At 53.2% G+C, this 21895-nt stretch carries 19 protein-coding genes; 9 read left to right on the top strand and 10 right to left on the bottom strand.

The genetic code is table 11. The annotated features are described in order from the left end of the window. Window positions 1-89 precede the first annotated feature (89 nt). Window positions 90-1628 carry a glutamate--tRNA ligase gene (gene gltX, locus A8O25_RS17145; RefSeq protein ID WP_066837317.1) on the bottom strand — a complete coding sequence of 513 codons (1539 nt, stop codon included), beginning with the start codon at window positions 1626-1628 and terminating at the stop codon, window positions 90-92. Window positions 1629-1838: 210 nt separating this feature from the next. Between gltX and A8O25_RS17135 the strand changes: the two genes are divergently transcribed. After that, window positions 1839-2819, top strand: coding sequence for a YihY/virulence factor BrkB family protein (locus A8O25_RS17135; RefSeq protein WP_066837303.1), 981 nt, complete (start codon window positions 1839-1841; stop codon window positions 2817-2819). 216 nt (window positions 2820-3035) lie between these two features. Here A8O25_RS17135 and A8O25_RS17130 read toward each other — a convergent pair whose 3' ends face one another. Continuing rightward, window positions 3036-3419 carry a RidA family protein gene (locus A8O25_RS17130; RefSeq protein WP_066837301.1) on the bottom strand — a complete coding sequence of 128 codons (384 nt, stop codon included), beginning with the start codon at window positions 3417-3419 and terminating at the stop codon, window positions 3036-3038. Window positions 3420-3468: 49 nt separating this feature from the next. Here A8O25_RS17130 and A8O25_RS17125 point away from each other — a divergent pair, with 49 nt between their 5' ends. After that, complete coding sequence (locus A8O25_RS17125) at window positions 3469-4146, top strand: 3-hydroxyacyl-CoA dehydrogenase family protein (RefSeq protein WP_066837298.1); 678 nt, start codon at window positions 3469-3471, stop codon at window positions 4144-4146. Window positions 4147-5032: 886 nt separating this feature from the next. On the opposite strand, the gene A8O25_RS17120 is transcribed toward A8O25_RS17125, so the two are convergent. The 5 genes from A8O25_RS17120 to A8O25_RS17100 form a co-directional block, all read right to left on the bottom strand. Further along, complete coding sequence (locus A8O25_RS17120) at window positions 5033-6301, bottom strand: DUF1501 domain-containing protein (protein WP_066837287.1); 1269 nt, start codon at window positions 6299-6301, stop codon at window positions 5033-5035. A gap of 36 nt (window positions 6302-6337) precedes the next feature. Next, window positions 6338-8365 (bottom strand): DUF1800 domain-containing protein, encoded by a 2028-nt coding sequence (locus A8O25_RS17115; RefSeq protein ID WP_066837285.1) that lies wholly within the window; start codon window positions 8363-8365, stop codon window positions 6338-6340. 426 nt (window positions 8366-8791) lie between these two features. Then, window positions 8792-10630 carry a glutamine--fructose-6-phosphate transaminase (isomerizing) gene (gene glmS / locus A8O25_RS17110; RefSeq protein WP_066837284.1) on the bottom strand — a complete coding sequence of 613 codons (1839 nt, stop codon included), beginning with the start codon at window positions 10628-10630 and terminating at the stop codon, window positions 8792-8794. 39 nt (window positions 10631-10669) lie between these two features. Continuing rightward, the gene (locus tag A8O25_RS17105) at window positions 10670-12094 is read right to left on the bottom strand and encodes a DUF4270 family protein (RefSeq protein ID WP_082893712.1); all 1425 of its coding nucleotides are present in this window, start codon (window positions 12092-12094) and stop codon (window positions 10670-10672) included. Beyond that, window positions 12078-12890, bottom strand: a complete 813-nt coding sequence (locus A8O25_RS17100) for a glycogen/starch synthase (RefSeq protein WP_066837282.1) — start codon at window positions 12888-12890, stop codon at window positions 12078-12080. Before A8O25_RS17100 ends, A8O25_RS17105 begins: the two co-directional genes overlap by 17 nt. A gap of 143 nt (window positions 12891-13033) precedes the next feature. On the opposite strand from A8O25_RS17100, the gene panC reads away from it, so the two are divergent. From panC to A8O25_RS17065, 7 genes are all read left to right on the top strand, one after another. Next, window positions 13034-13879: a pantoate--beta-alanine ligase gene (gene panC / locus A8O25_RS17095; RefSeq protein WP_066837279.1), complete on the top strand. Its 846-nt coding sequence runs from the start codon at window positions 13034-13036 to the stop codon at window positions 13877-13879. Window positions 13880-14049: 170 nt separating this feature from the next. After that, entirely contained in the window at window positions 14050-14397 is a 348-nt protein-coding gene (gene panD, locus A8O25_RS17090; RefSeq protein ID WP_066837277.1) for an aspartate 1-decarboxylase, read from the top strand. A 16-nt stretch (window positions 14398-14413) separates the two neighbouring features. Then, a complete protein-coding gene (locus A8O25_RS17085; RefSeq protein ID WP_066837273.1) occupies window positions 14414-15433 on the top strand; it encodes a lysylphosphatidylglycerol synthase transmembrane domain-containing protein in 1020 nt (339 codons plus the stop codon). Window positions 15434-15518: 85 nt separating this feature from the next. Then, complete coding sequence (gene rfaE2, locus A8O25_RS17080; RefSeq protein ID WP_066837270.1) at window positions 15519-16016, top strand: D-glycero-beta-D-manno-heptose 1-phosphate adenylyltransferase; 498 nt, start codon at window positions 15519-15521, stop codon at window positions 16014-16016. 19 nt (window positions 16017-16035) lie between these two features. After that, entirely contained in the window at window positions 16036-16716 is a 681-nt protein-coding gene (locus A8O25_RS17075; protein ID WP_241499068.1) for a zinc metallopeptidase, read from the top strand. A gap of 431 nt (window positions 16717-17147) precedes the next feature. Then, the gene (locus A8O25_RS17070; RefSeq protein ID WP_066837265.1) at window positions 17148-18287 is read left to right on the top strand and encodes an acyl-CoA dehydrogenase; all 1140 of its coding nucleotides are present in this window, start codon (window positions 17148-17150) and stop codon (window positions 18285-18287) included. A 168-nt stretch (window positions 18288-18455) separates the two neighbouring features. After that, window positions 18456-19376: a helix-turn-helix domain-containing protein gene (locus tag A8O25_RS17065; RefSeq protein ID WP_066837261.1), complete on the top strand. Its 921-nt coding sequence runs from the start codon at window positions 18456-18458 to the stop codon at window positions 19374-19376. 296 nt (window positions 19377-19672) lie between these two features. Here the strand turns inward: A8O25_RS17065 and rnk are convergent, their stop codons facing one another. The 3 genes from rnk to A8O25_RS17050 all read right to left on the bottom strand — a co-directional run bounded on the left by rnk (window position 19673) and on the right by A8O25_RS17050 (window position 21886). After that, on the bottom strand, window positions 19673-20077 hold the full coding sequence (gene rnk / locus A8O25_RS17060) for a nucleoside diphosphate kinase regulator (RefSeq protein WP_066837259.1): 405 nt from the start codon (window positions 20075-20077) through the stop codon (window positions 19673-19675). 443 nt (window positions 20078-20520) lie between these two features. Further along, a complete protein-coding gene (locus A8O25_RS17055) occupies window positions 20521-21300 on the bottom strand; it encodes a geranylgeranylglyceryl/heptaprenylglyceryl phosphate synthase (protein WP_082893711.1) in 780 nt (259 codons plus the stop codon). After that, complete coding sequence (locus tag A8O25_RS17050; RefSeq protein WP_066837252.1) at window positions 21278-21886, bottom strand: hypothetical protein; 609 nt, start codon at window positions 21884-21886, stop codon at window positions 21278-21280. The genes A8O25_RS17055 and A8O25_RS17050 overlap by 23 nt, the downstream gene beginning before the upstream one ends. Window positions 21887-21895: the final 9 nt, after the last annotated feature.

Below are 21895 nucleotides of genomic sequence, written 5' to 3'. Positions count from 1 at the left end.
TTGAGCTGTTTTTCGGACCATGTTTTCAGAAAACAGCGAAAACGGAAGTCAAAATACTCGCTTTAATCTAAAGTAAAGCGAAAGAGAATCTACGCGGCGTACTGCGCCAGTTTGGCCAAGGCCGCGTCAATGCGGCGCTCGGTTTCCTGGCGGCCAATGATTTCAATAATAGCCATTAGGTCTGGGCCGGCCTCTACCCCGGTCAAGGCAATGCGCAGGGCTTGCATCACCTGGCCAATTTTAAGGCCGTTGCGCTCCAGAATCTGCAGGAGCAGTGCCTTTACGGTATCTGCGTTGAAGTCAGAGAGCGTGCTGAGTTCGTTCTTGAACTGCTCAAACGCTGCTGCGCCCGCCGCAGACCATTTCTTGGCCGCTACCTGCTCATTGTACTGGGTAGGCGCTACAAAGAAATAAGAGGCTTCTTTCCAGAAATCCTGGGGGAAGGTCACGCGCTCCTTCATGAGGCCGGCAATCTTCTCGGCCCGGTCTGGGGTGCAGTCAATGCCTTGTTCCGGCAACGCCGCCAGTAAATACTGCGCCAGTTCTGCGTCTGGCTTGGCTCTCAGGTACTGCTCATTGTACCAGCGGGCTTTCTGAATGTCAAAACGGGTGCCTGACTTGCCAATGCGCTCAATGCTGAAGGCCTCAATCAGTTCCTCCATGGTGAAAAGCTCCTGCTGCGTGCCGGGGTTCCAGCCCAGGAACGCCAGAAAGTTGATGAACGCCTCTGGCAGATAGCCGCTCTCGCGGTACCCGCTGGAAACCTCACCCGTTACGGGATCAACCCACCTGAGCGGGAACACCGGGAAACCCAGCTTATCGCCGTCGCGCTTGCTCAGTTTACCGTTGCCGTCTGGCTTTAGCAGCAAAGGCAGGTGCGCGAACTCTGGCATGGTGTCTTCCCAGCCCAGGTAGCGGTACAGCAGCACGTGCAAAGGGGCACTGGGCAGCCACTCTTCACCCCTGATCACGTGGGTGATTTCCATGAGGTGGTCATCTACTATGTTGGCCAGGTGGTAGGTGGGCATGCCGTCGCTCTTCATCAGCACCTTGTCATCAATAGAAGAGGAATGCACCATCACCCAGCCTCTGATCATGTCTTTGAGGCGGATCTCCTCCTTGCGCGGCACTTTGAGGCGAATCACGTAGGGCTCCCCGCTTTCCAGACGGCGCTTCACCTCATCTTCTGGCAGGGTGAGCGAGTTCTTCATGGTGGCGCGGGTAATGGCGTTGTACTGCGGGGTGGCTACTTTGGCAGCTTTCAGGCGCTCGCGCATGGCTTCCAGCTCCTCAGCGGTGTCAAAGGCGTAGTAGGCGTGGCCGGCGTTGACCAGTTGCAGGGCGTAGTCCATGTACATGGGCTTGCGTTCTGACTGGCGGTAGGGGGCGTGCGGGCCGCCGTGAAGGGGGCTTTCATCTAATTGAATGCCGCACCACTCCAGGCTGTTGAATATGTATTGTTCCGCGCCCGGCACAAAGCGGGTCTGGTCAGTATCTTCAATGCGCAGCAGCATTTTGCCGCCCATTTTCTTCGCAAACAGGTAATTATAGAGCGCTGTGCGCACCCCGCCAATGTGCAAAGGGCCGGTAGGGCTGGGGGCAAAGCGTACTCGTACTTCTCTAGCCATGTTGTTCAATTTGAATGGAGGTGCAAAAGTACGGTATTTACCGGCTACGGTAAAGCTTTTGCCGCTAAAACCTTACAAACGTGCGCTCTACCGCCGCGGCCATACCGTTTCAGTTCCTTTTCTTATGATTTTCAGGCTAAACCGGCTGCTTTTCAGCGGGTTCAGACAACCTCTGGGGCGGCATACGTATGAAGGGGAAAACCTGACCCAATGCTGAAAAAGAGACTGTGTGAAGCCTGGAGTTTAACCAAAGAGACCGCGCTGGACTTCTTAGACAACAACTCTTTTCAGAAAGGGGCGGCCCTGGCCTATTATACCGTCTTTGCGCTGCCGCCTATCCTGATCATCATGATCAACATTGCCGGGGCGTTCTTTGGCCGCGACCAGGTGCGGGGGCAGGTGTACCGGCAACTGCGGGAACTGCTGGGCAGCAGAGGCGCCACTGATATTCAGCAGATGGTGGAAAGCATTAACCGCTCCTCAGACTTCAACTGGGCAACCATTATTGGGGTGATCACGCTGCTGATTGGGGCCACCGGGGTGTTTATCTCCCTGCAGGAAAGCCTGAACCAGATCTGGGGCGTGAAGCCGAAGCCAAGGAACGAGTACCTGAAGCTCCTGCGGGACAGGGTGCTGTCTTTTGCCATGATTCTGGCCATTGTCTTTCTGCTGCTGGTCAGTCTGATCATTCACACGGCGCTGGTGGCCATCACTAACTTTCTGACCAACCGCGTAGACGATTCTTTTCTGCAGATGATGAGCCTGGTGAACCTGGTGGTGTCTACCGGCGTGATTACCTTTCTCTTCGCGCTGATCTACAAGTTTCTGCCAGACGCCATGGTGCGCTGGACAGACGTCTGGATAGGGTCACTGGTGACGGCAGTGCTCTTCACCCTTGGGAAAAGCCTTTTGGGCTTCTATCTGGGCAACAGCGATTTTGCCAGCCTGTACGGTGCCGCCGGGTCTATCATCATTGTGCTCACCTGGGTCTTCTACACCTCGCAGGTGGTTTTCTTTGGCGCGCAGTTCACATTGGTCTACGCGCGCCGCTACGGCACCAGCATCTACCCCTCAGATTACGCGGTGCGGGTGATTAACAAAGAAGTGGAGGTGGGGCATGCGCCCGTCAATAACGAACCCGGCCCCAATGAGGCGAAGGCCAATGAGGGAATCAATGATGGAAGGAGTTAAGGAATGAACGAATGCGTGAGGGAGTGATAGCCTGAATGCGTGAGTTTGAAGGGATAACTAAAAGGAAAGAAGAAGTGCATTTCCCGTTTTTGGGCTATTTTTCTGAAAACAGGCCGAAAACAGAAACTCGTTTCCCTCAATCGTACTTCCACCCATTGCTCCTTCCTGTCTTTATTCTTCTGCATTCACGCATTCACTCCCTCACGCATTCACTCATTAAAACTTCACCGCAATGCAGGAAATCTCCACGTTCACGTCTTTGGGCAGGCGGCTAACTTCCACAGTCTCGCGGGCGGGCGGGTTGCTGGTGAAATAGCTTCCGTAGGTTTCATTGATGGCGGCGAAGTTGCCCAGGTCTTTCACAAAGATGCTGCATTTCACCACGTTGGTAAAATCCATGCCTGCGGCTTGCAGAATGTACTGGAGGTTCTTCATGACCTGGTGGGTTTCGGTCTGGATATCCTCTTGCACCAGTTGCCCGGTTTCCTGGTTCAGCGCAATCTGTCCGGAGATATACAAGGTGTTGCCCGCCTGCACGGCCTGGCTGTACGGCCCAATGGGGGCGGGGGCTTGTTTGCTTTCTATGATGGTAGTTGCCATAAACGGAGAGGTTTAATCTGTATCTTTATGCCGTTAAAGGTACAGAATTATGAATACATTGGTGTTGGCTACCGCCGAGCAGGAGGCAGAGTTCAGCTTGAAATTCCCCAACCGGGCTTACATTCACACCACCACCCCTGAGGAACTGGCCGTTTGGTTGCCGCAGGCGCACCTGGTGTTTGACTTTTTACTGCACGAGCAGCCCGAGCGGCTGGCCCAATACAATGAACTGGGAAGAGGCGAAAAACTCATTGTCTTCTGCAACGCCGCCACCGTGCAACTGGCCGCCCTGGCCGCTGCCCACGGACCAGTCAACTTCCACCTCTGCGGCGTGAACGCCCTGCCCACCTTCTTCAACCGTGAAATCTTAGAAGTAAGTGTGCTGCGCGAGGAATCTAAACGCGAAGTTGACAAAGCCTGCGTGTTCCTGGCCACGCTCTATGAGCTGGTGGAAGACCGCGTTGGCATGGTCACCCCCCGCGTCATCTGCATGATTATCAACGAAGCCTGCTATACCCTGCAGGAAGGCACTGCTACCAAAGAAGACATTGACTTGGGTATGAAACTGGGCACCAACTACCCCTTCGGGCCGTTTGAGTGGGCCAACCGCATTGGCGTGAAGCATGTCTATGAACTGCTGGCCGCCGTCTATGAAGATACCAAAGATGAACGCTATAAAATCTGCCCGCTGCTCAAGACCAAGTATCTGAAAGGCGAAGAGTTTTAGAAATTATGTTTTGCGTTTTCGGCCTGTTTTGGCGAAAAAGGTCACAAACGGCAATTGGCGCAGACGCTCGCAGGTCCTCTGGACGCTACGAGGTCTTTTGCGCAGGCGGCAATGCGGTGGCGCTGTCTTGAATTCAACTCTCTGAGGAGGGGAACCACCGGGAACCCCAAGGGGAATGTCACAACCAGTCCGTATATCTGGAAAGCGTGGACCGGCAGGTGTAAACATCCCCCTCCGCCCCCTTCAAAGGGGGAGTACCAGATATAGTAGTTTAAGGCTACGCCTCAGGGAAGTTGAACACTTCCCGCATTCTAGGTCCAAGTTTCAAACTTGAACTAGAGAATGTAGCGTCGTTACGCGTAACGACGTGGTCCAGGCACGGACATCTCTGCCAACAGCAACACGCCAGCAGAGAGTAATACAGTCACATGAGAAAGGGATATTCCCCTTGACTGATGTGCGCAGCACGGGCCCGCCATAGGCTAGCGGAACGACAGCAGTTACCCGCAAACAAATTGTAATTAGAAAAGCATTAGCAGGAAAAGAACAGAAACCAGTCTTGGCGGTGAGCGCCTCTGTTAATACGCTGCCGAAGGCAAAACCGGAGGTTTAGTTTTAACAGCAGTGCTCACCGCCAGGACGGGGCCCCGTGGCCGTGAGCGCTTAGCGGAAACAATGGAAATAGAAGCAATAAAGCACTGAAGTAAACGGCACTTCTAGGGGAACAGCGAACTATGCATTGCCCAAAGGAATCTTCGTTAGATTCTTCGACTACTCTCAGAATGACTTGAAAAGGAAAACCTGTTTTCGCCTATTTTCGCCAAAACAGGCCGAAAACAGAAAAGGCAGCCTTCAGCCACCTTTCCCATTTAAATCAAAACAACTCTTATCCCTGCCGCATCACCCCAATCTTAGTGCCCTCCCAGTCTGGGAACAGCACGCGGTCATCTTTAATTTGCAAATGCTTTCCGGCTACTTCACTAAAAATGCTCCGGAAATCGGTGGTGACGGGCAAATCACGGCCGTCTTCCAGGTTCTCTTTGGAGAGAACGGGAACGTTACCATGCACCAGGCCGCCGTTTACGTCATTGCCCAGGATAAACATACAGGAGCCGCGGCCGTGGTCGGTGCCGTTGCTGCCGTTCTGGTGCACGGTGCGGCCAAATTCGGTCATGGTCATCACGTCCACCTCGTCTTGATAAGCGCTTAGGTCGGTCCAGAAAGCGGTGATGCTCTGGCTCAGGTCGTTTACATTCCGGGCGAAGGTGCCTTGGGCGGTGCCTTGGTTGAAGTGGGTATCCCAGCCCCCAGATTCCGCGAACGCGACTTCCAGGCCCACGTCCATCTTAATGAGCTGCGCAATCTGCTTCAAAGAATTCCCCAGCGGACTGTTGGGGTAATCAGCGTTGTTGGCGGGCGTGTATTTCTTGGTGTCTACCTGTTTCAGCATTTTCACGGCCTCAAAACTTTCTTTGCCGGTCCGGTTCAAGAGCGAGGACGAGGTCTGGTCATACAAATCTTCAAAGCTGCGGGAGGCCAGGTTGGTGCCTTTCAGGTTGCCGCGCATTTGTATCCCGAAGTCTTGCAGGTTGCTGATGGCCACGGCGGCGTGGTCACCGTAGAACGAGCGGGGCAGGCTAGACGTGAGGCTCACGGCCTGGAACGGCGTGGCGGCCTCATGGCCCATCAAACCCACCGCGCGGTTGAGCCAGCCGCTGGCCGTACCTTTGTCAAAGGGCGTGCCGGCTTCCATGTAGTCCTGGGCGTCAAAATGGGAGCGGGTGGGGTTGGGCGAACCCATGCCGTGCACAATGGCCAGCCGCTTTTCGCGGAACAATGGTTCAAACGAGCGCATAGCCGGGTGCAAACCAAACCTTCCATCTAAGTCAAACAGCGGGTTGGCAGAGGACTTGGCCGCGGTCATGAACAAACCGGGACGGGCTTTCTGCAGATACGGGTCGGTGAACGGCGTCACGGCCATGAGACCGTCCATGGCGCCGCGCTGGAAGATGCAGACCAGTATTTTGTTGCGCTTGTACGGCCTTGACAGTTTGTAGCTGCTGGCGGCCTGCGCCAGAAAGTTGGGCACGCCGCCCAGCCCGGCGGCAAACAAGGCCAGTGCCCCAGATTTCAAAAAACCTCTTCTGGTGGTCATATCACTATCTTTTTAAAATCAGTTTAAACAGATGCTTTACCGGCGCTGGAATTCGGGGGACCCGATGATGATGCCCACCACTTGCGCCAGCATGGTGTTGTTGCCGTTGTTCGCCTGCAGGGCTTTGGGAGAGAGCGCTTTGCCTGCCCCCAGGTTTTTACCGCTGCTTTTCACCTTTCCGCGGCGCGGCGTACTCATCATGGCCTCATTTTCTTCTTCCTCTTCCTCCTGGCCTCCGGCCGATGCCATAGAGGTGTGCTGGTTGGCAGCGGCGTCTACTTTACGGCTGAAGTTGGGGTCGTTGAGCGAGGGGGTGAGGCGTTTAATGGTTTCCTGCAAATCCCGCTCTGGCATTAAATAGCTGCTGTAGGTGGCCAGGGCGGCTTCGGCACTCTCGGGCTCGCGGTGCTGGTTCAGGGCCATGAGGTCTATGCTCACGCCGGGTATTCGCTGGGAGGCCAGCGCCAGCCCGAAGTTCATGCGGTTGAGCAAAGAGCCGGTGTTAATCCAGTAGGTGCCTTTGTCTGGGAAGCCGGTGGGCGCCTGGTAGTAGTACATGCGCTCGCCCATCTTAGAAACCCAGTTGTAGAGCTGGTAAGGCGCTTTCACCTCGGCGTTCAGGCTGCGCACCGAACTGATGGCCAGCTCAAACGGCGACTTGGTTTTCTCTCGCAGCGCCTCTTTCCCCCAGAATTCGGGCGATGCCACCATGGTCAGCAACACTTGCTGAATGTCACCTTTTTTCTCGGTGAACGTTTTGGCCATTTTATCTATGAGGCTCTGCGGCGGGTTGTCATTCACAAAGCGTATGGCCAGTTTTCTGGAGATGAACTTGGCGGTAGACGGGTGGTGGGCCAGCATCTTGATAAGCTCCAGCCCTTCCTCATATCCGCCGTTGGCGGGGAATACCTTGCCCAGTACTACTTTTCTGCCTTTGTCATGCTTGTTGGCGGCAAAGACAAAGTCGTTTTCAAAGACATACCCCTGCTTGGTCATGGCCTCCAGGCGCTTGGGAGAATAGGCGTTTTTGCCGCGTACGTTGTAACGGTCAATGGCGGGGTTGATAGTCCAGCCGGTGAGCACGCGGGCGGCCTGGGTCACGTCTTGCTGGGTGTAACCGCCGTCAACGCCCAAGGTGTGCAGTTCCATGATTTCGCGGGCGTAGTTCTCATTGAGGCCCTGCTTTTTCTGGGCTTGTTTCACCATCTCCAGCATCTGCATGTTCTGGGCCGAGGTGTCTTTGGCTTGCCGTTCTTCCAGCGCCCGCAATTTCAGCTGTTCTACCTTTTTCTGGGAGGGGTTTAGGCTTTCTGCCGAGACGGTGCTCTTGAAATTATCCAGGTACGCCAGCATGGCCGGCGATTTGGCCGTAGCCAACAGGAGCTTCTCAAACTGCCCCAGCGCGTTGGGCCGTATCACGTCACGCTCATAAGACAGAATGTAGGGTGAGCAATTCTTGTTGGTGAGCGACACGTTGAAATGGTTGAACCAGAAGCTGGTCAAGATTTCCTGCAGTTGGTTCTGGGTGTAGATGGCGCGCAGAATCTTCTGGCTGATGAGTTCCTTATACAAATCGCCTTCTGGTCGGTAGCCTTTTTGTTTCAGATAGTCGCCCAGCTTTTGGCGGTATTCTTCTTTGGCGTCTTTATCGGCGAAGCCGGCTTTCACTTTATCCTGCTCAATGACCCCGTCTTTCACGGCCATGCGCACCAGTTGCCCGCCCTGCGGAAAGGTTTGCACCATCTGCTGGTTCGTCATCTTGAGCGTAGGGAACTCGGCGAGCCGTTTGCTGAGGTCCTGGTCTGGTAACTCTGCCGTTAGCTGTTGCAGAAACCACTTCTCCAGCCCCAGTTGCACCACTTCGTCTACCTGGCCGGGCTTGGGGCCGTAGGTGAACCGGCTGAGCAAATGGGCCGCCGCCTGCCGCTCAGTGAGGCCCGCTTTTTTGTAGGGGAATTTCGGCTTTTGGGCCGCCAACGTATGTTTCTCCCCGAAGGAGGAGAAGAAAAGCCCCGCTACCAGCAGGAGCGTCACGAGAAACGAAAGCTGGATTGTCTTTTTCATATACCTGTGCATAGGGTGATGGGTTTGTACACTACTGGTGAGAACGCGTGGTAAGGCCTTGAGCACCTTGTGTTTTGGGGTGCGGGTTGCTTTGTTCCTTATAGATGTGAAAAGCTTTCCAGAGTTTAATGGCCGGGCTAAATTTTTCAGGATTTTAGCGGCGGGCTAGGGGAGAAGTGCCGGTACGTCTCAGCAGGACTTTCCGTTTCTGGGCTATTTTTCTGAAAACAGCTCTAAAACAAGCGCCTTCTTTCCATCGGCTGGCTTTGTTCCCCATTGCGATACCGTGAACTTTAGGTAGGTGCCAGAAGAATTGATGCTGTTTTCAGCCTGTTTTTCTGAAAACAGGCCGAAAACAGGTATGGCATAAAACAAGAAAGGGAAGCAGCATGCTTCCCTTTCTTGTTTTATGGGTATGGAGAGGAATTACTCTACTGTCACAGACTTAGCCAGGTTACGTGGCTGGTCAACGTTACAGCCGCGCAGTACGGCAATGTGGTAGCTGAGTAACTGCAAAGGAATCACAGAAATCAACGGAACCAGTGCTTCATGGGTGCTAGGCACCTCAATCACGAACTCCGCCATTTGCGGGATTACGGTGTCCCCTTCGGTTACGATGGCAATTACGCGGCCTTTACGGGCTCTTACTTCCTGGATGTTAGACACTACCTTCTCATAAGAGCTGTCTTTGGTGGCAATGACCACTACCGGCATGTTCTCATCAATGAGGGCAATGGGGCCGTGCTTCATTTCAGCGGCAGGATACCCTTCTGCATGTATGTAAGAAATCTCCTTCAGCTTTAAGGCGCCTTCCAGGGCAACCGGGAAGTTGAACCCGCGGCCTAGGTAGATGAAGTTGGTGGCATCTTTGAAGATTTCTGAGATCACCTGTACTTCGGCGTCTAGCTCCAGCGCTTTCTCTACTTTAGACGGAATCTGCTCCATCTCCATCATCAGCTGGCGTAACGCAGAGGCCTCAATGGTGCCCCGCATTTCTGCCAACATCATAGAGATGAGCGTAAGAACCGTTACCTGGGCCGTGAAAGCTTTGGTACTGGCTACCCCAATCTCCGGGCCGGCGTGGGTATAGGCACCCGCATCAGTGGCGCGGGCAATAGAAGAGCCTACTACGTTACATACCCCAAAGATCAAAGCGCCTTTTGACTTGGCCAACTCTAATGCCGCCAGGGTATCTGCGGTTTCACCAGACTGGGAAATCGCAATGACAATGTCACCTTCTCTTATGATGGGGTTCCGGTACCGGAATTCAGAGGCGTACTCCACCTCAACCGGGATACGGGCTAATTCTTCAATCATGTACTCTGCCACCAGGCCAGCATGCCAGGAGGTGCCACAGGCAACAATGATAATACGCTCAGCATTCTTGAAACGGTTGGCGTACTCTCTAATGCTGGACATGGTCAGCTGCGTGTTCTCTGCCACCAAACGACCGCGCATGCTGTCAAGGATAGAACGGGGCTGCTCAAAAATCTCTTTGAGCATGAAGTGCGGGTAGCCTCCTTTTTCAATAGACTCCAGCTCTAGTTCCAACTTCTGGATGTAAGGCGTTTGCGCCACATCTTCTTTGGTCCGGATGTCTAGATGCCCGTCTCTGATCACGGCAATCTCAAAGTCATTCAGGTACACTACCTCATTGGTGTACTCAATGATGGGGGTGGCGTCAGAAGCTAGGAAATACTCTCCCTGGCCAATGCCAATCACCAGCGGGCTTCCTTTACGGGCGGCTACCAGTTGCGTAGGAGAGTCATGGGAAATCACCACAATGGCATAAGCGCCCACTACTTCATGAAGGGCCAGACGCACGGCTTCTGCCAATGATACATTGTTGTTCTCCCTGATGTCCTCAATCAGGTTGACAAACACCTCTGAGTCTGTGTCACTGTGGAACTCGTAGCCCTTGTTGATCAAATGTTGCTTCAGGGCCGCATAGTTTTCAATGATGCCATTATGAATGATGGCTATCTTTTTTGAGCTGGAATAGTGGGGGTGCGCGTTGGCATCATTGGGTTCCCCGTGGGTAGCCCAGCGGGTGTGCCCAATACCAATATGGCTACTGGTATTCTGTTCCCCAATATGTGCCTCCAGGTCAGCAACCTTTCCTTTCTTTTTGAAAACATTCAGATTGCCGTCACTTAACAGGGCTACACCGGCGCTGTCATAACCGCGGTACTCTAAGCGTTTCAATCCCTTTAAAATGATAGGGCAAGCTTCACGCTGCCCCACATAGGCTACAATTCCACACATGTAAGTAGTTCTTTTGTTTAGCTGTTGTAATAAAATCCTTTATTGAGGAGTTGAGTAGTAAACCTTTAGTCTGATCTTATTAGTTCCCGTATTATCAGAGCGTTGGTTGGCTTCTATGATAGCACGGTTAATGGTTTGCGCATTGGCGGTGGGGGCTGACAAATTAGAGCTAAGGCTAGACGGGAACAAAATGAGGCCGTTGCTCACCCGTCTTTCATACAGCAGGTTTTGCAGGTAGGTGGTGATGTTGACCACGTACGCTTTCTCTTTCTCCCTATACACAAGCACCGCGCCCTGGCCGGTACCTTCGCCTTGTACTGGAACCGGGTAAGAGTTGGAAAGGGAAATACGGTTGTTGGTGGTGGCTTCCAGCAGCGTCACCATGCTAGGCAACGGGTATTGTGACGTCACGGTAGAAGCCTTCACCGGAATAATCAGCTCTGCCTTGTTAATCAGGAGGTCTCTCTTCTCTCCGGCCTGGTTCTTTCTGAAGTTAGCCAGATACGGGAACGTTAATTTAGTGACCAGCCCTGTGCCAGCCTGCAAGTACGTCTGGAAGCCGGCGGCCTCAGAAGAGATAGAACTGGCATTGTTGACCAAACTGGCTAAGGCTGTTCCTGCCCTGTCCCCCTGTATCTGGTTGAAGAACCGGTCACTGGGCACAAAGGTATAAGACTTCCCTTTACTATCTGTTTTAGAGGTATAGTAGAGGGTGAGGGACGTGTTAATAGAGGTAAGGTTTACCCCAAGCACATTCTTAGTAGAGCCGGCAGCCGGAACAATAGCTAACCCTTTCAACAAACTGTTGATAAAGTTCTGCTGCGTTTTCAAAGGGGCTTTGTCTGACTGGGCCAGGATCTCATTGGCCAAAGCCTTGCCGGCCTCAGTGTTCAGCTTGATGTTCACCAGCACGGGGTTGCCTTTGGTTAACGTATCTGTGCCGCTGGTGCCGCCTAAGGTGACATAGGTAGAACGGGGGCGGGGCGTAAAGGTGACAGAACCTAACACCTCTGGGGCATAAGGCATGCGGCCAGAGGTGAAGTAGGTAGTGTCATCTTTAAAGCCATTGGTGAGCTTGTGTACATTCCAGGTAGTGGCTTGCAGCGTATCACCATAGTAATAGTCATAGTCTAACCGTAACACCAGCGAGTCTGCCCCGTTATTTGGGTCAAAGGCCACATTGCTGGAGGTAAGCGAAATCTCTGTGAAGGTTCTGGCGGTAACGGTGCCCGTCTCCGGGTCTTCCAGCCGGCCCACCAGGGTACGGGCGGCGGTTAACGCAACAATAGAGTCTTTCAGCAGAACGGTAGAGGCATTGATAGTGGCTGTGTCTGTGTACGTCACGCCTATCAATGACCCGGGTTCCTGAAGCTCCAGGCCAATGGCCGTAGGGTCTTCACAGGAAGAAAACAGGAAGGAAGAAAGAAAAAGGACGGCTGCTGCTTTACTAATTCGCCAGTTCATTATACAGGTCAAAGTAAGAGTCTAAGGTATTTTCGTCTGAGTTGAGGGTGTTGATCTGGTTGGTGTTGTTGTATTCCTGGAACAGCGCGTTCAGATTGTCGCTGAAGTCCTCATTTGATTTGATCACCTTGTCAGCGTACTGCATGCCCATTTTAATGAAGGCGCCAAAGTCACCGGCCCGTAGGTTGGCGAGCATTTCGTCTTCAATGTCCAGCATTCTGGCTTTCTCCAGCAGGTCACCCTCAAACTTGTGGGCAAACTCATTGTTGTAGACAGAGAAAATAGACTTGGCTGTCTTGAAAATAGGGTCATTCTTGTAAGTGCTCTTCAAATACAGCGGAATCAGGCTGGTCATCCAGTCATTGCAGTGTACAATGTCTGGGGCCCACCCTAGTTTCTTCACCGTTTCTAACACGCCTTTGCAGAAAAAGATGGCACGCTCATCATTGTCTGCATGAAATTTATTGTCTTTGTCCACCAGAACGGACTTCCGGTGAAAATAGTCTTCGTTGTCAATAAAATATACCTGCAGCTTGGCGTTGGGGATAGAGGCTACCTTGATAATCAGGGGTTTCTCTTCTTCGCCCACGGCAATATTAATGCCTGAGAGGCGAACCACCTCGTGCAAACGGTTCTTACGCTCATTGATCAGCCCAAATCTTGGAACAAAAATTCGAACCTCCATCCCGCGCTCTTGCATAGCTTGGGGCAACATCCTCAGGAATTCTGCTACTTTTGTTGTCTGCAGAAAGGGATCAATCTCTGTGGCCGCGTATAAGATTCTCAATTTGGACATAGGTTGGAATGTGTTAAATTTGAACAGGCAATAGTCATTGCGAGATGCAAAATTAAGCAATTATTGGCTGATTTTCAATTTATTTGATTTAAATCCTACCTTTGCCCCCTTTTACTCATTCCATTTTAAATCAGCCGCGCCAAATGCTGCAGCTCTCTTCCTTATCTGATATCAGGCAGCACACTGAAAAGCTGCGTAGGGAAAGCCTCAAGATTGGGTTTGTCCCTACCATGGGTGCTTTGCACCAGGGGCACCTCTCGCTCATCAAGGCCGCCAAAAGTCAGAATGACATCACCGTCTGCAGTATTTTTGTGAACCCCACGCAGTTCAACAACGCAGAAGACTACCGCCTGTACCCCAGACTTCTAGAAAATGATGCCCTGTTGCTGGCAGAGGCAGGGTGCGATGTGCTTTTTGCGCCTTCGGCGGAAGAAATGTACGCGCAGAAGGCCAAGCTGAGTTTTGACTTTGGAGACCTGGAGCGGGTCATGGAAGGTGCCCACCGGCCGGGGCACTTTAACGGGGTGGCCACCGTGGTGAGCAAGCTGTTCCATTTGGTGAAACCCCACCAGGCGTTCTTTGGGCAGAAAGACCTGCAGCAGTTTGCCATTATACAGCAGATGGTGCAGGATTTAAGCTTTGACCTGGAGCTGGTGTGCTACCCTATCATAAGAGAGGCAGACGGCTTGGCCATGTCTTCCCGCAACCGGCGGCTCACGCCTGAGCAGCGGGCCGTGGCGCCGCGGCTGTATGAGGGGCTGCAGCTGCTGCAGGCCAGGCTGCGGGAGGTGCCGGTGGCGCAGGCGCAGCAGGAGGCCGTGGCCTTTCTGGGCACGTTCCCAGAGGTGAGGCTTGAATACCTGGAGGTGGTAGATGCCCACACGTTGCAGCCGGTGCAGGAGATTTCCTCAGCGCCCAGGGTGGCGCTGTGCCTGGCGGCTTTCTTAGGCGAGGTGCGGTTAATAGACAACCTTCTGCTGCAGCCGTAAGGGCCAAAGGCACTTCTGTTTTGGGGCTGTTTTTCAGGAAACAGCCCCAAAACAGAAGTGCCGAACTGGGCACAGGCAATGTTTGAGCCCCTGATCCTGATTTCCGCCAGGGGCGGCACCTGTTTGTCTCATAAATAATCTATAACTTTGCATTCTTTTAGATTATTTTGATGCAGATCGAAGTTCTTAAATCCAAAATACACAGAGCCAAGGTAACGCAGGCAGAGTTGCATTACGTGGGGAGCATTACCATTGACGAGGACCTCTTAGACGCCGCCAACATGGTGCCGCATGAGAAGGTGCAGATTGTGAACGTGAACAACGGGGAGCGTTTTGAGACTTATATAATAAAAGGGGAGCGGGGCACCGGCACCATCTGTCTGAACGGGCCGGCGGCGCGCAAGGTGCAGGTGGGAGATGTGATCATCATCATCTCATATGCGCTCATTGATTTCAAAGACGCCCGTAGCCACGAGCCCACCGTTATTTTCCCAGACCAGCACAACCGCTTAGTATAACCCCTGGCGCCAGGTTATGAAGAAAGTCGTAAACGTACTAAAGTATCTTCTGCTCTTAGCGGTTTCGGTTTTCTTGATGGCCTACGCGTTGCGCAGCATTGACTTTGCCGTAGTGAAGGCGCAGCTGGCGCAGGCCAACTACTTCTGGGTGGCCCTCACCCTGGTGGTGTCGCTGCTAGGGTACCTGAGCCGGGCGGTGCGGTGGCAGATGCAGTACGTGCCGCTGGGGTACAAGCCCTCCTTTTGGCAGACGTACCACGCCATGATGGTGGGGTACCTGGCTAATGTGGTGCTGCCGCGGGCCGGCGAAGTAATCAGGTGCACCTTCTTGAAACGCTCCGGGAATGTCCCGGTCAACGTCTCCCTGGGCACGGTCATTACCGAACGGTTCATAGACCTGGTCATGTTGCTGGGGTGCATGGGCGTTACCCTGCTGGTGGAGTCTGACCGGCTGCATGAATTCTTCCTGGGGATCTTCTCAGACAAATACCAGAAACTGGAGCAGAACCTGCAGACGCTGTACCTGCTGCTGGCGGTAGGGGTGCTGGGTGGGGCTCTGGGCGCCTGGGTGGTATACAAAAACATTGAGCGGCTGCAGAGAAACCTCCTCTTCCAGAAGGTAAGCGGCTTTGTGCGCGGCCTGTGGGTGGGTGTTTTCAGCATCAGGAAGATGGAGCGGAAAGGCATGTTTGTCTTTCACACGGTCTTTATCTGGTTTTCCTACTGGCTCACTACGTACCTGGCCTTCTTTGCGCTTCCGGGTACCTCTGGGCTTTCCTGGCAGGCCGGCATGGCCATTCTGGTGGTAGGCGGCCTGGGTATGTCTGCCCCCGTGCAGGGCGGCATAGGGGTGTACCACATTCTGGTGCGTACCGCCCTGCTGTTGTATGCCGTGCCGTTAGAGACAGGCATGGCATACGCCCTCATTGTGCATACCACCGGCGCCTTGCAGGTGGTGGTGATGGGCGCGGTTAGCTTGATTGCCGGCGTGGTAGGCCAAAAGAAAGAGGCGGCCCTGGTAGAACAGACGGCCTAGCTGTTTTAGGCCTGATTTTTGAAAAATAGCCCTAAAACAGAATACCCGCTTTTGGCGTTCTTCTTCTAGAATCATCACCTTTACTATGCTTCCTTCCCAAGAAAAGATCTTGTCACTCCCGCAGCTGTTGGCCAAAGTGGCCCAATGGCGGCAGCAGGGGCAGAAAGTGGTATTCACCAACGGCTGCTTTGACATTGTGCACATGGGCCACGTTGACTACCTGGAGAAAGCCCGCCTGCTGGGTGACAAACTGGTGCTGGGCCTCAATACTGACCAATCTGTCAGTAGGTTAAAGGGCCCCACCCGCCCGTTACAAGACGAAATGTCACGCTCCAGGGTAATGGCATCCTTTTGGTTTGTAGACGCTATAGTGTTGTTTGACCAGGAAACCCCCTATGAACTCATCAAAGCCGTGCAGCCAGACGTACTGGTGAAAGGCGATGACTACACCGTAGAAACCATTGTTGGCCATGAGGTGGTGCTGGCAAACGGTGGCGAAGTGAAAACTATTCCGCTGGTGCAGGGGTATTCTACTTCACAGGTGGTGGCAAAAGTCCTGGCCGACCAACACCGGTTACACTAAAAACTAAAGAGATACTACTATGGGAGGGATTTGGATAATAATGATTGTCATGATGCTGGCCTCAGCGCTGGTCAGCTGGACATTGAAGAGCAAGTTTGAGAAGTACTCAAAAATGGGCATCAGCTCAGGGCTGAGCGGGCGTGAGATAGCTGAGATGATGCTGGCAGACAACGGCATCACAGATGTGCGGGTGATTTCTACCCCTGGCAAGCTTACAGACCACTACAACCCCGCAGACAAGACGGTAAACCTGAGTGAGTACGTGTATGAGGCGCGGTCAGCGGCCGCCGCCGCCGTAGCCGCCCACGAGTGCGGGCACGCGGTGCAGCACGCCAAAGCCTATACGTTCCTGAAATTCAGGTCGGCCATGGTGCCAGCCTTGAGTGTGGCCAGCCGCTACATGCAATGGATTCTGCTGATCGGGATTCTGCTGATCCAGACCACCATTCTGCCGCTGGCCATTGGGGTGGCGTTGTTTGCCTTAACCACCCTGTTCAGTTTTGTCACGCTGCCGGTAGAGTTTGATGCCAGTAAGCGCGCCCTGGCCTGGATGAGCACCAGAGGGGTGGTCACCACCCAGGAGCACGGTATGGCCAAAGACGCCCTCAAATGGGCGGCCATGACCTATGTGGTGGCTGCGCTTGGTTCATTGGCCACGCTGCTGTACTACGCTTCTTTCCTGTTTGGCCGCAGAGATTAGTAACTTTCTTAGAACATTAATTGTAAAAGAGGGCAGTGTAAACTGCCCTCTTTTTTTGTTGGTCTTTAGGGTATGGTGGAGTGGTACGCCCCGTCAGGAGAGCGGCAGGTGCTTGCTGTGATCCTTTGCCGTAGGAATGCTAATCTGAAAAATGGCGTCAGGAAGCCAGGCTGTGCTGCTTAGCGGGCAACACCTGTTTTTGATCTGTTTTGGGAAAAACGGCCTAGAAACAGAAAGGCAGGGGTAAGGGCTGGCGGGTGTCTGGGAGGCAAAAGAAGCGCAGGGCCAGGAGAGGAAGAGGTATTTTGTACAAACCAAACAAATGTTAGCTTTGCAAGCGTAAAAGGAGAGAAGGTATGCTGCTTGCATACTAAATTTTCTGTATCTTTAAGCTAAGGAAAGAGTTACAAGAACGTAAGAGCCACAACTATATGGAATTCCAACTAACAGAAGAGCACTTGGCCGTGCAGCAGGCCGCCAGAGATTTCGCCCAGAATGAACTGCTCCCCGGGGTGATTGAGCGGGATGAGCACCAGAAATTCCCCACAGAGCAGATCAAGATGATGGGGGAGCTGGGTTTCCTGGGCATGATGGTAGACCCCAAATACGGCGGCGGCGGCATGGACACCGTTTCGTATGTACTGGCCATGGAAGAAATCTCTAAGGTAGACGCTTCTGCCTCTGTGGTCATGTCTGTGAACAACTCACTGGTGTGCTGGGGGCTGGAGAAGTACGGGTCTGAGGAGCAGAAGATGAAATACCTGCCCCGCCTCACCAGCGGTGAGATCATTGGCGCCTTCTGCCTTTCTGAGCCAGAGGCCGGCTCAGACGCCACCATGCAGCGCACCACGGCCGTTGACATGGGCGATCATTATGTGATCAACGGCACCAAGAACTGGATTACCAACGGCAGCACCGCCTCTGTGTACCTGGTGATTGCCCAGACCAACCCTGAGTTGAGGCACAAAGGGATCAACGCCCTGATTGTAGAAAAAGGCACCCCCGGCTTTGAGATAGGGCCGAAGGAGAATAAGCTGGGCATTAGAGGGTCAGACACGCACTCGCTCATGTTCACAGACGTGAAAGTGCCCAAAGAGAACCGCATTGGCGAAGACGGCTTCGGGTTTAAGTTTGCCATGTCTACCTTGAACGGCGGCCGCATTGGCATTGCCTCCCAGGCGTTAGGCATCGCCTCTGGCGCGTATGAGCTGGCGCTGAAATACGCTAAGGAGCGCAAGGCGTTTGGCGTGCCTATTTCTCAGCACCAGGCCATTCAGTTCAAATTAGCAGACATGGCCACCAATATTGATGCCGCCCGTCTGTTATGTTTGCAGGCTGCGGCAGACAAAGACGCACATCGGGATTATTCAAAATCTGGGGCTATGGCAAAATTGTTCGCATCTAAGGTGGCCATGGAAACCACGGTAGAGGCGGTGCAAATTCACGGCGGCTACGGCTTTGTGAAAGAATACCATGTAGAGCGCCTGATGCGTGATGCCAAAATCACCCAAATCTACGAGGGTACGTCAGAAATACAGAAAATAGTAATCTCTAGGGAGATATTGAAATAGAAGAGGGTTTTGCAGGGGCTTGGGGTTGATATTTAAGAATATAGAGGAGGTCTGATTATAAATATTTTTTAATACAGTTTGATAAATTAAAAGATAAGTGCTAGTTTTAAGCCGACAGACAACTCAGAATATCAACAAAAACAGCAACCCTTAATCTAGTACCCTTACATGGAAGATTACAATAAAATAATTGAGTCGCTGAAGGTGCGCTATATCAAGGCTAAAAACCTGGTATTGCAGCAGCCACTCACCGTGCGCAACTACTATGATGTAGGAAACAACCTGATGCTGGTGCACAACGGGATTGTGGCCTTTGGTGACGACAAGCAAATTGTAGAAGAAGGACAGCTGCTCTTCATCCCCGGGGGGCGCAGCACCAAGATCTACTATGGTGACACAGAAAGCAGGGTAATATCCAATGATGACTACATCACCACCAAAGACAAGTTCTTTAGAAGCAATAATGACCTTGACCTGATTGGTGACGCTGAAGACAGCCACAGCTTTGTAAGCTTTGAAGCCAAGGTGTTTGACTCTGTGAACTTCTTCACGTCTCTGGAGGTGCCGGCGTTTGTGATCACCAGCAACAAACTGGCCACGCTCATCATCAAGATTGTAGAGGAGAGCATGCAGGACCTGCCGGGCAAGGAGCGCATCATTAGCCTGTACACAGAGCAGATGGTGGTAGAGGTGATTCGCTACATCTTAAAGAACAAGATGTTTGTGGAGCAGCTGGCCACCAACAGCACCTACTTCAAAGACCCGCGGCTCATTGACCTGTTCAACTACATCAAGGAGAACCTGGGCGGTGACCTGTCTAACAAAGTGCTCAGCAACGTGGCCAACGTGTCTGAAGACTATGTAGGGCAGTATTTCAAAATGCTGACCGGTATCAACCCGCAAGACTATATTGAGTACCAGCGCATGGAGCGTGCCGTATTCTTGCTGCGTACCACCAAGAAGAGCATCAGGGAGATTGGCAAAGACGTGGGCTACAAAGACACCGCCTACTTCTGCCGCCGTTTCAAGATGATGTTTGGGATACCGGCCGGTAAAATGCGCCGCCGTGAGTCCTCAATGAACGTGTAACCGCGCAAAACAAATCATTGAAAAGCCCGCTTTTGCGGGCTTTTCTGTTTTCGGCCTGTTTTCTGAAAAACAGCGAAAACAGAAACTAAGTGCAGTGGCAAGAACATCTATACATTTTGTCATCCTGAAAGGATCTTGGTAGCCAGCTAGGGCAGCATTTCCTTGACGCTACAACCATTCGTCCTTCGGGTTCTTCCAGAATGGCAAAGCGTTGATACCTGACTATTTCTGTACAGGTGCCTAGCTGTGCGGGAGACAAGCCAGAAAAGATGACTACACTGGGTGTGCACGTTCTGCTACAGGAAAAAGTCACCCGCGGCCTCTGGTTGGTAGATTACTTCTTCTACGCGGTAGGCAAGGGTGCGGGAGGCCACGGCGCATTCTACCTCCTGGTTTACCTTCTTGCCTAAAATAGCCGCCCCTACCGGTGCCAGCACAGAGATCTTGCGGGCATTCATGTCTGCGTCTTTTGGGTACACCAGGGTCAGTTCCATTACGGTGCCGCTTTTCTTCTCTTTGAGGCGTACCAGCGAGTTCATGGTGACTACGTCTTCCGGTACTTCCTCAGACGGAATAAGGTGGGCAAGCCGAAGTGTCTGGCACAGGTTTTCTACCGTTTGCGGCGCGCCAACCGTGCGCTGGTGCTGTACCAGCTGGTGCAGGCGCTCATGGTCTTTCTCAGTTAAATAAATCACGTTCATATAAAAATAGGTTACTGGTGGCTAAGCTGTTCTCCCAGGCAGAGCAAGCCCGGCTGCGGTATAAGGAAATGGTTTTCCGCCGCGGGCGGGAAGTGGTAGAAAAGGCAAAGGGCTTTGGAAGCAGGCTGGGAAAAACACGGTGCCCCCATGTACGGTGAGGGACGGCGCTGCTGCTGCTGCCGTCCCTCACCGTACATGGGGGGCACCAAAGGGGAGGCCGGGAATTCCCGGCTTATTTAATGAAGGCCTTGGGCGTAGCGAAAAAATAGAGGCAATAGCCGTTTAGCACATCCCGCAGAGCGGCATGCTGTGATGCGGCTACCAACCCCAGAAAGGGCTGGGCGAGCGCAACGCGTATAGAGTGGCTATAGGGTATCACAGCGGGTGTGGTTCAACAACAAAGGCTAAGATAGGCAATTAAATGAGCCGGCGCAACGCAAGGGTTATGCCTGCGGCAATACAACGTTGAACCGTTCCTTCACCGCGCTCACCTCAGAGATAAACTGTGGCTGCTTTTCAATATGGTTGCCCACCACCAGCACATCGGCGCCGGCTTTCCAGGCGGCTTCTGCTTTCTCTGCCGTGTTCACGCCGCCACCCACTATAAGGGGCACGTCTACCGCCTGCCTAACCGCCTGTATCATGGCGGGGCTCACCGGGTACATGGCACCGCTGCCGCCGTCCAGGTACATGTGCTGGAGGCCCAGCATTTGGCCCGCCAGTGCCGTGCAGGCGGCTATAGAGGGCTTGTCATGCGGAATGGGCGTAGTGCCGCTCATGTAAGACGCGGTAGTCTGCCGGCCAGAGTCAATGAGGAGATACCCGGTTGAATAGAGCGCTAGGCCGCTGCTTTTAAGCAGAGGGGCCGCTGTCACGTGCTGGCCAATTAAGAAGTCTGGGTTGCGGCCCGAGATAAGCGAGAGCAGCAGCAGGCCGTCAGCGGCGGCGTCAATGTAGAGGCCGCTGCTGGGGAACAAAATGACCGGTATGCTGCTGTGCTGTTTGATGTAACTCACAAACGACGTCTGGTCTGGGTTGGAGATCAGGCTGCCGCCCATGAAAAAGAAGTCTACCCCGTGGCGGTGGCTTAAGGCCAGAATTTCCTGGCAGCGGGCCACGGTGAGGTGGTCCGGGTCCAGGAGAACGGCTAAGTGTTTCCGCCGGTAGGCGGTAGCTGGCGCGCCTGCCGCAGAAAACAGGTTAGTATTGCGGGGCTGGGGCATTCAGGTCTGCCTGAGGTTCAACGGGTACCATGCCTTCAATAGCCACCTGCTCTACCAGAACCGGCTGCTCTTCTGGGGCCTTCATTTGCTGTTCTATCATCTTGGTCACGTACACCATGAGCATAGTGGCCAACTGCTGCTCAATCAGCTTGAAGAGGTCAGACTTGAAGAAAGCCATCAACGCAGACGGGGCCTTCTCCCGTTTGGGCGCCGTAGACAGGGTGCCAGCAGAGGGGTGGTACACGGCCGGGTAGGTGCGCTCAATGGCGCTGTAGAGCGGCTCGTCATCTTCCACCTCAGGAATAGAGGAGATCCAGGCCCGGTCTTCAGCACCTTTGAACTTAGCTGCGTTGAGGCGTTTCAGTTTTTTCTTATGCGCCTTCTCCTCTTTGTTCCCGTTCAGGGCACGGCTGAGCAGGTAGATGCCCCCCAGAAGGGCGGCGCCCACGGCAATGCTTTTGCCTATCTGCTGTGACTGGGTTTTGATGTCAGCCACATCACTGAGTAAGGCGTTTTTATATTCTTCTTTTTGACGCTCCAGAAATTCACGCTGGTCCTCAAAAAGCGGGTTGTGTAGTTCGCTCATGGCAACGGT

The sequence above is a fragment of the Rufibacter ruber genome, from assembly GCF_001647275.1.
Classification (GTDB): domain Bacteria; phylum Bacteroidota; class Bacteroidia; order Cytophagales; family Hymenobacteraceae; genus Nibribacter; species Nibribacter ruber_C.
Note: the sequence above shows the minus strand (reverse complement) of the source record. Positions and strands in the feature narration are given on the sequence as shown.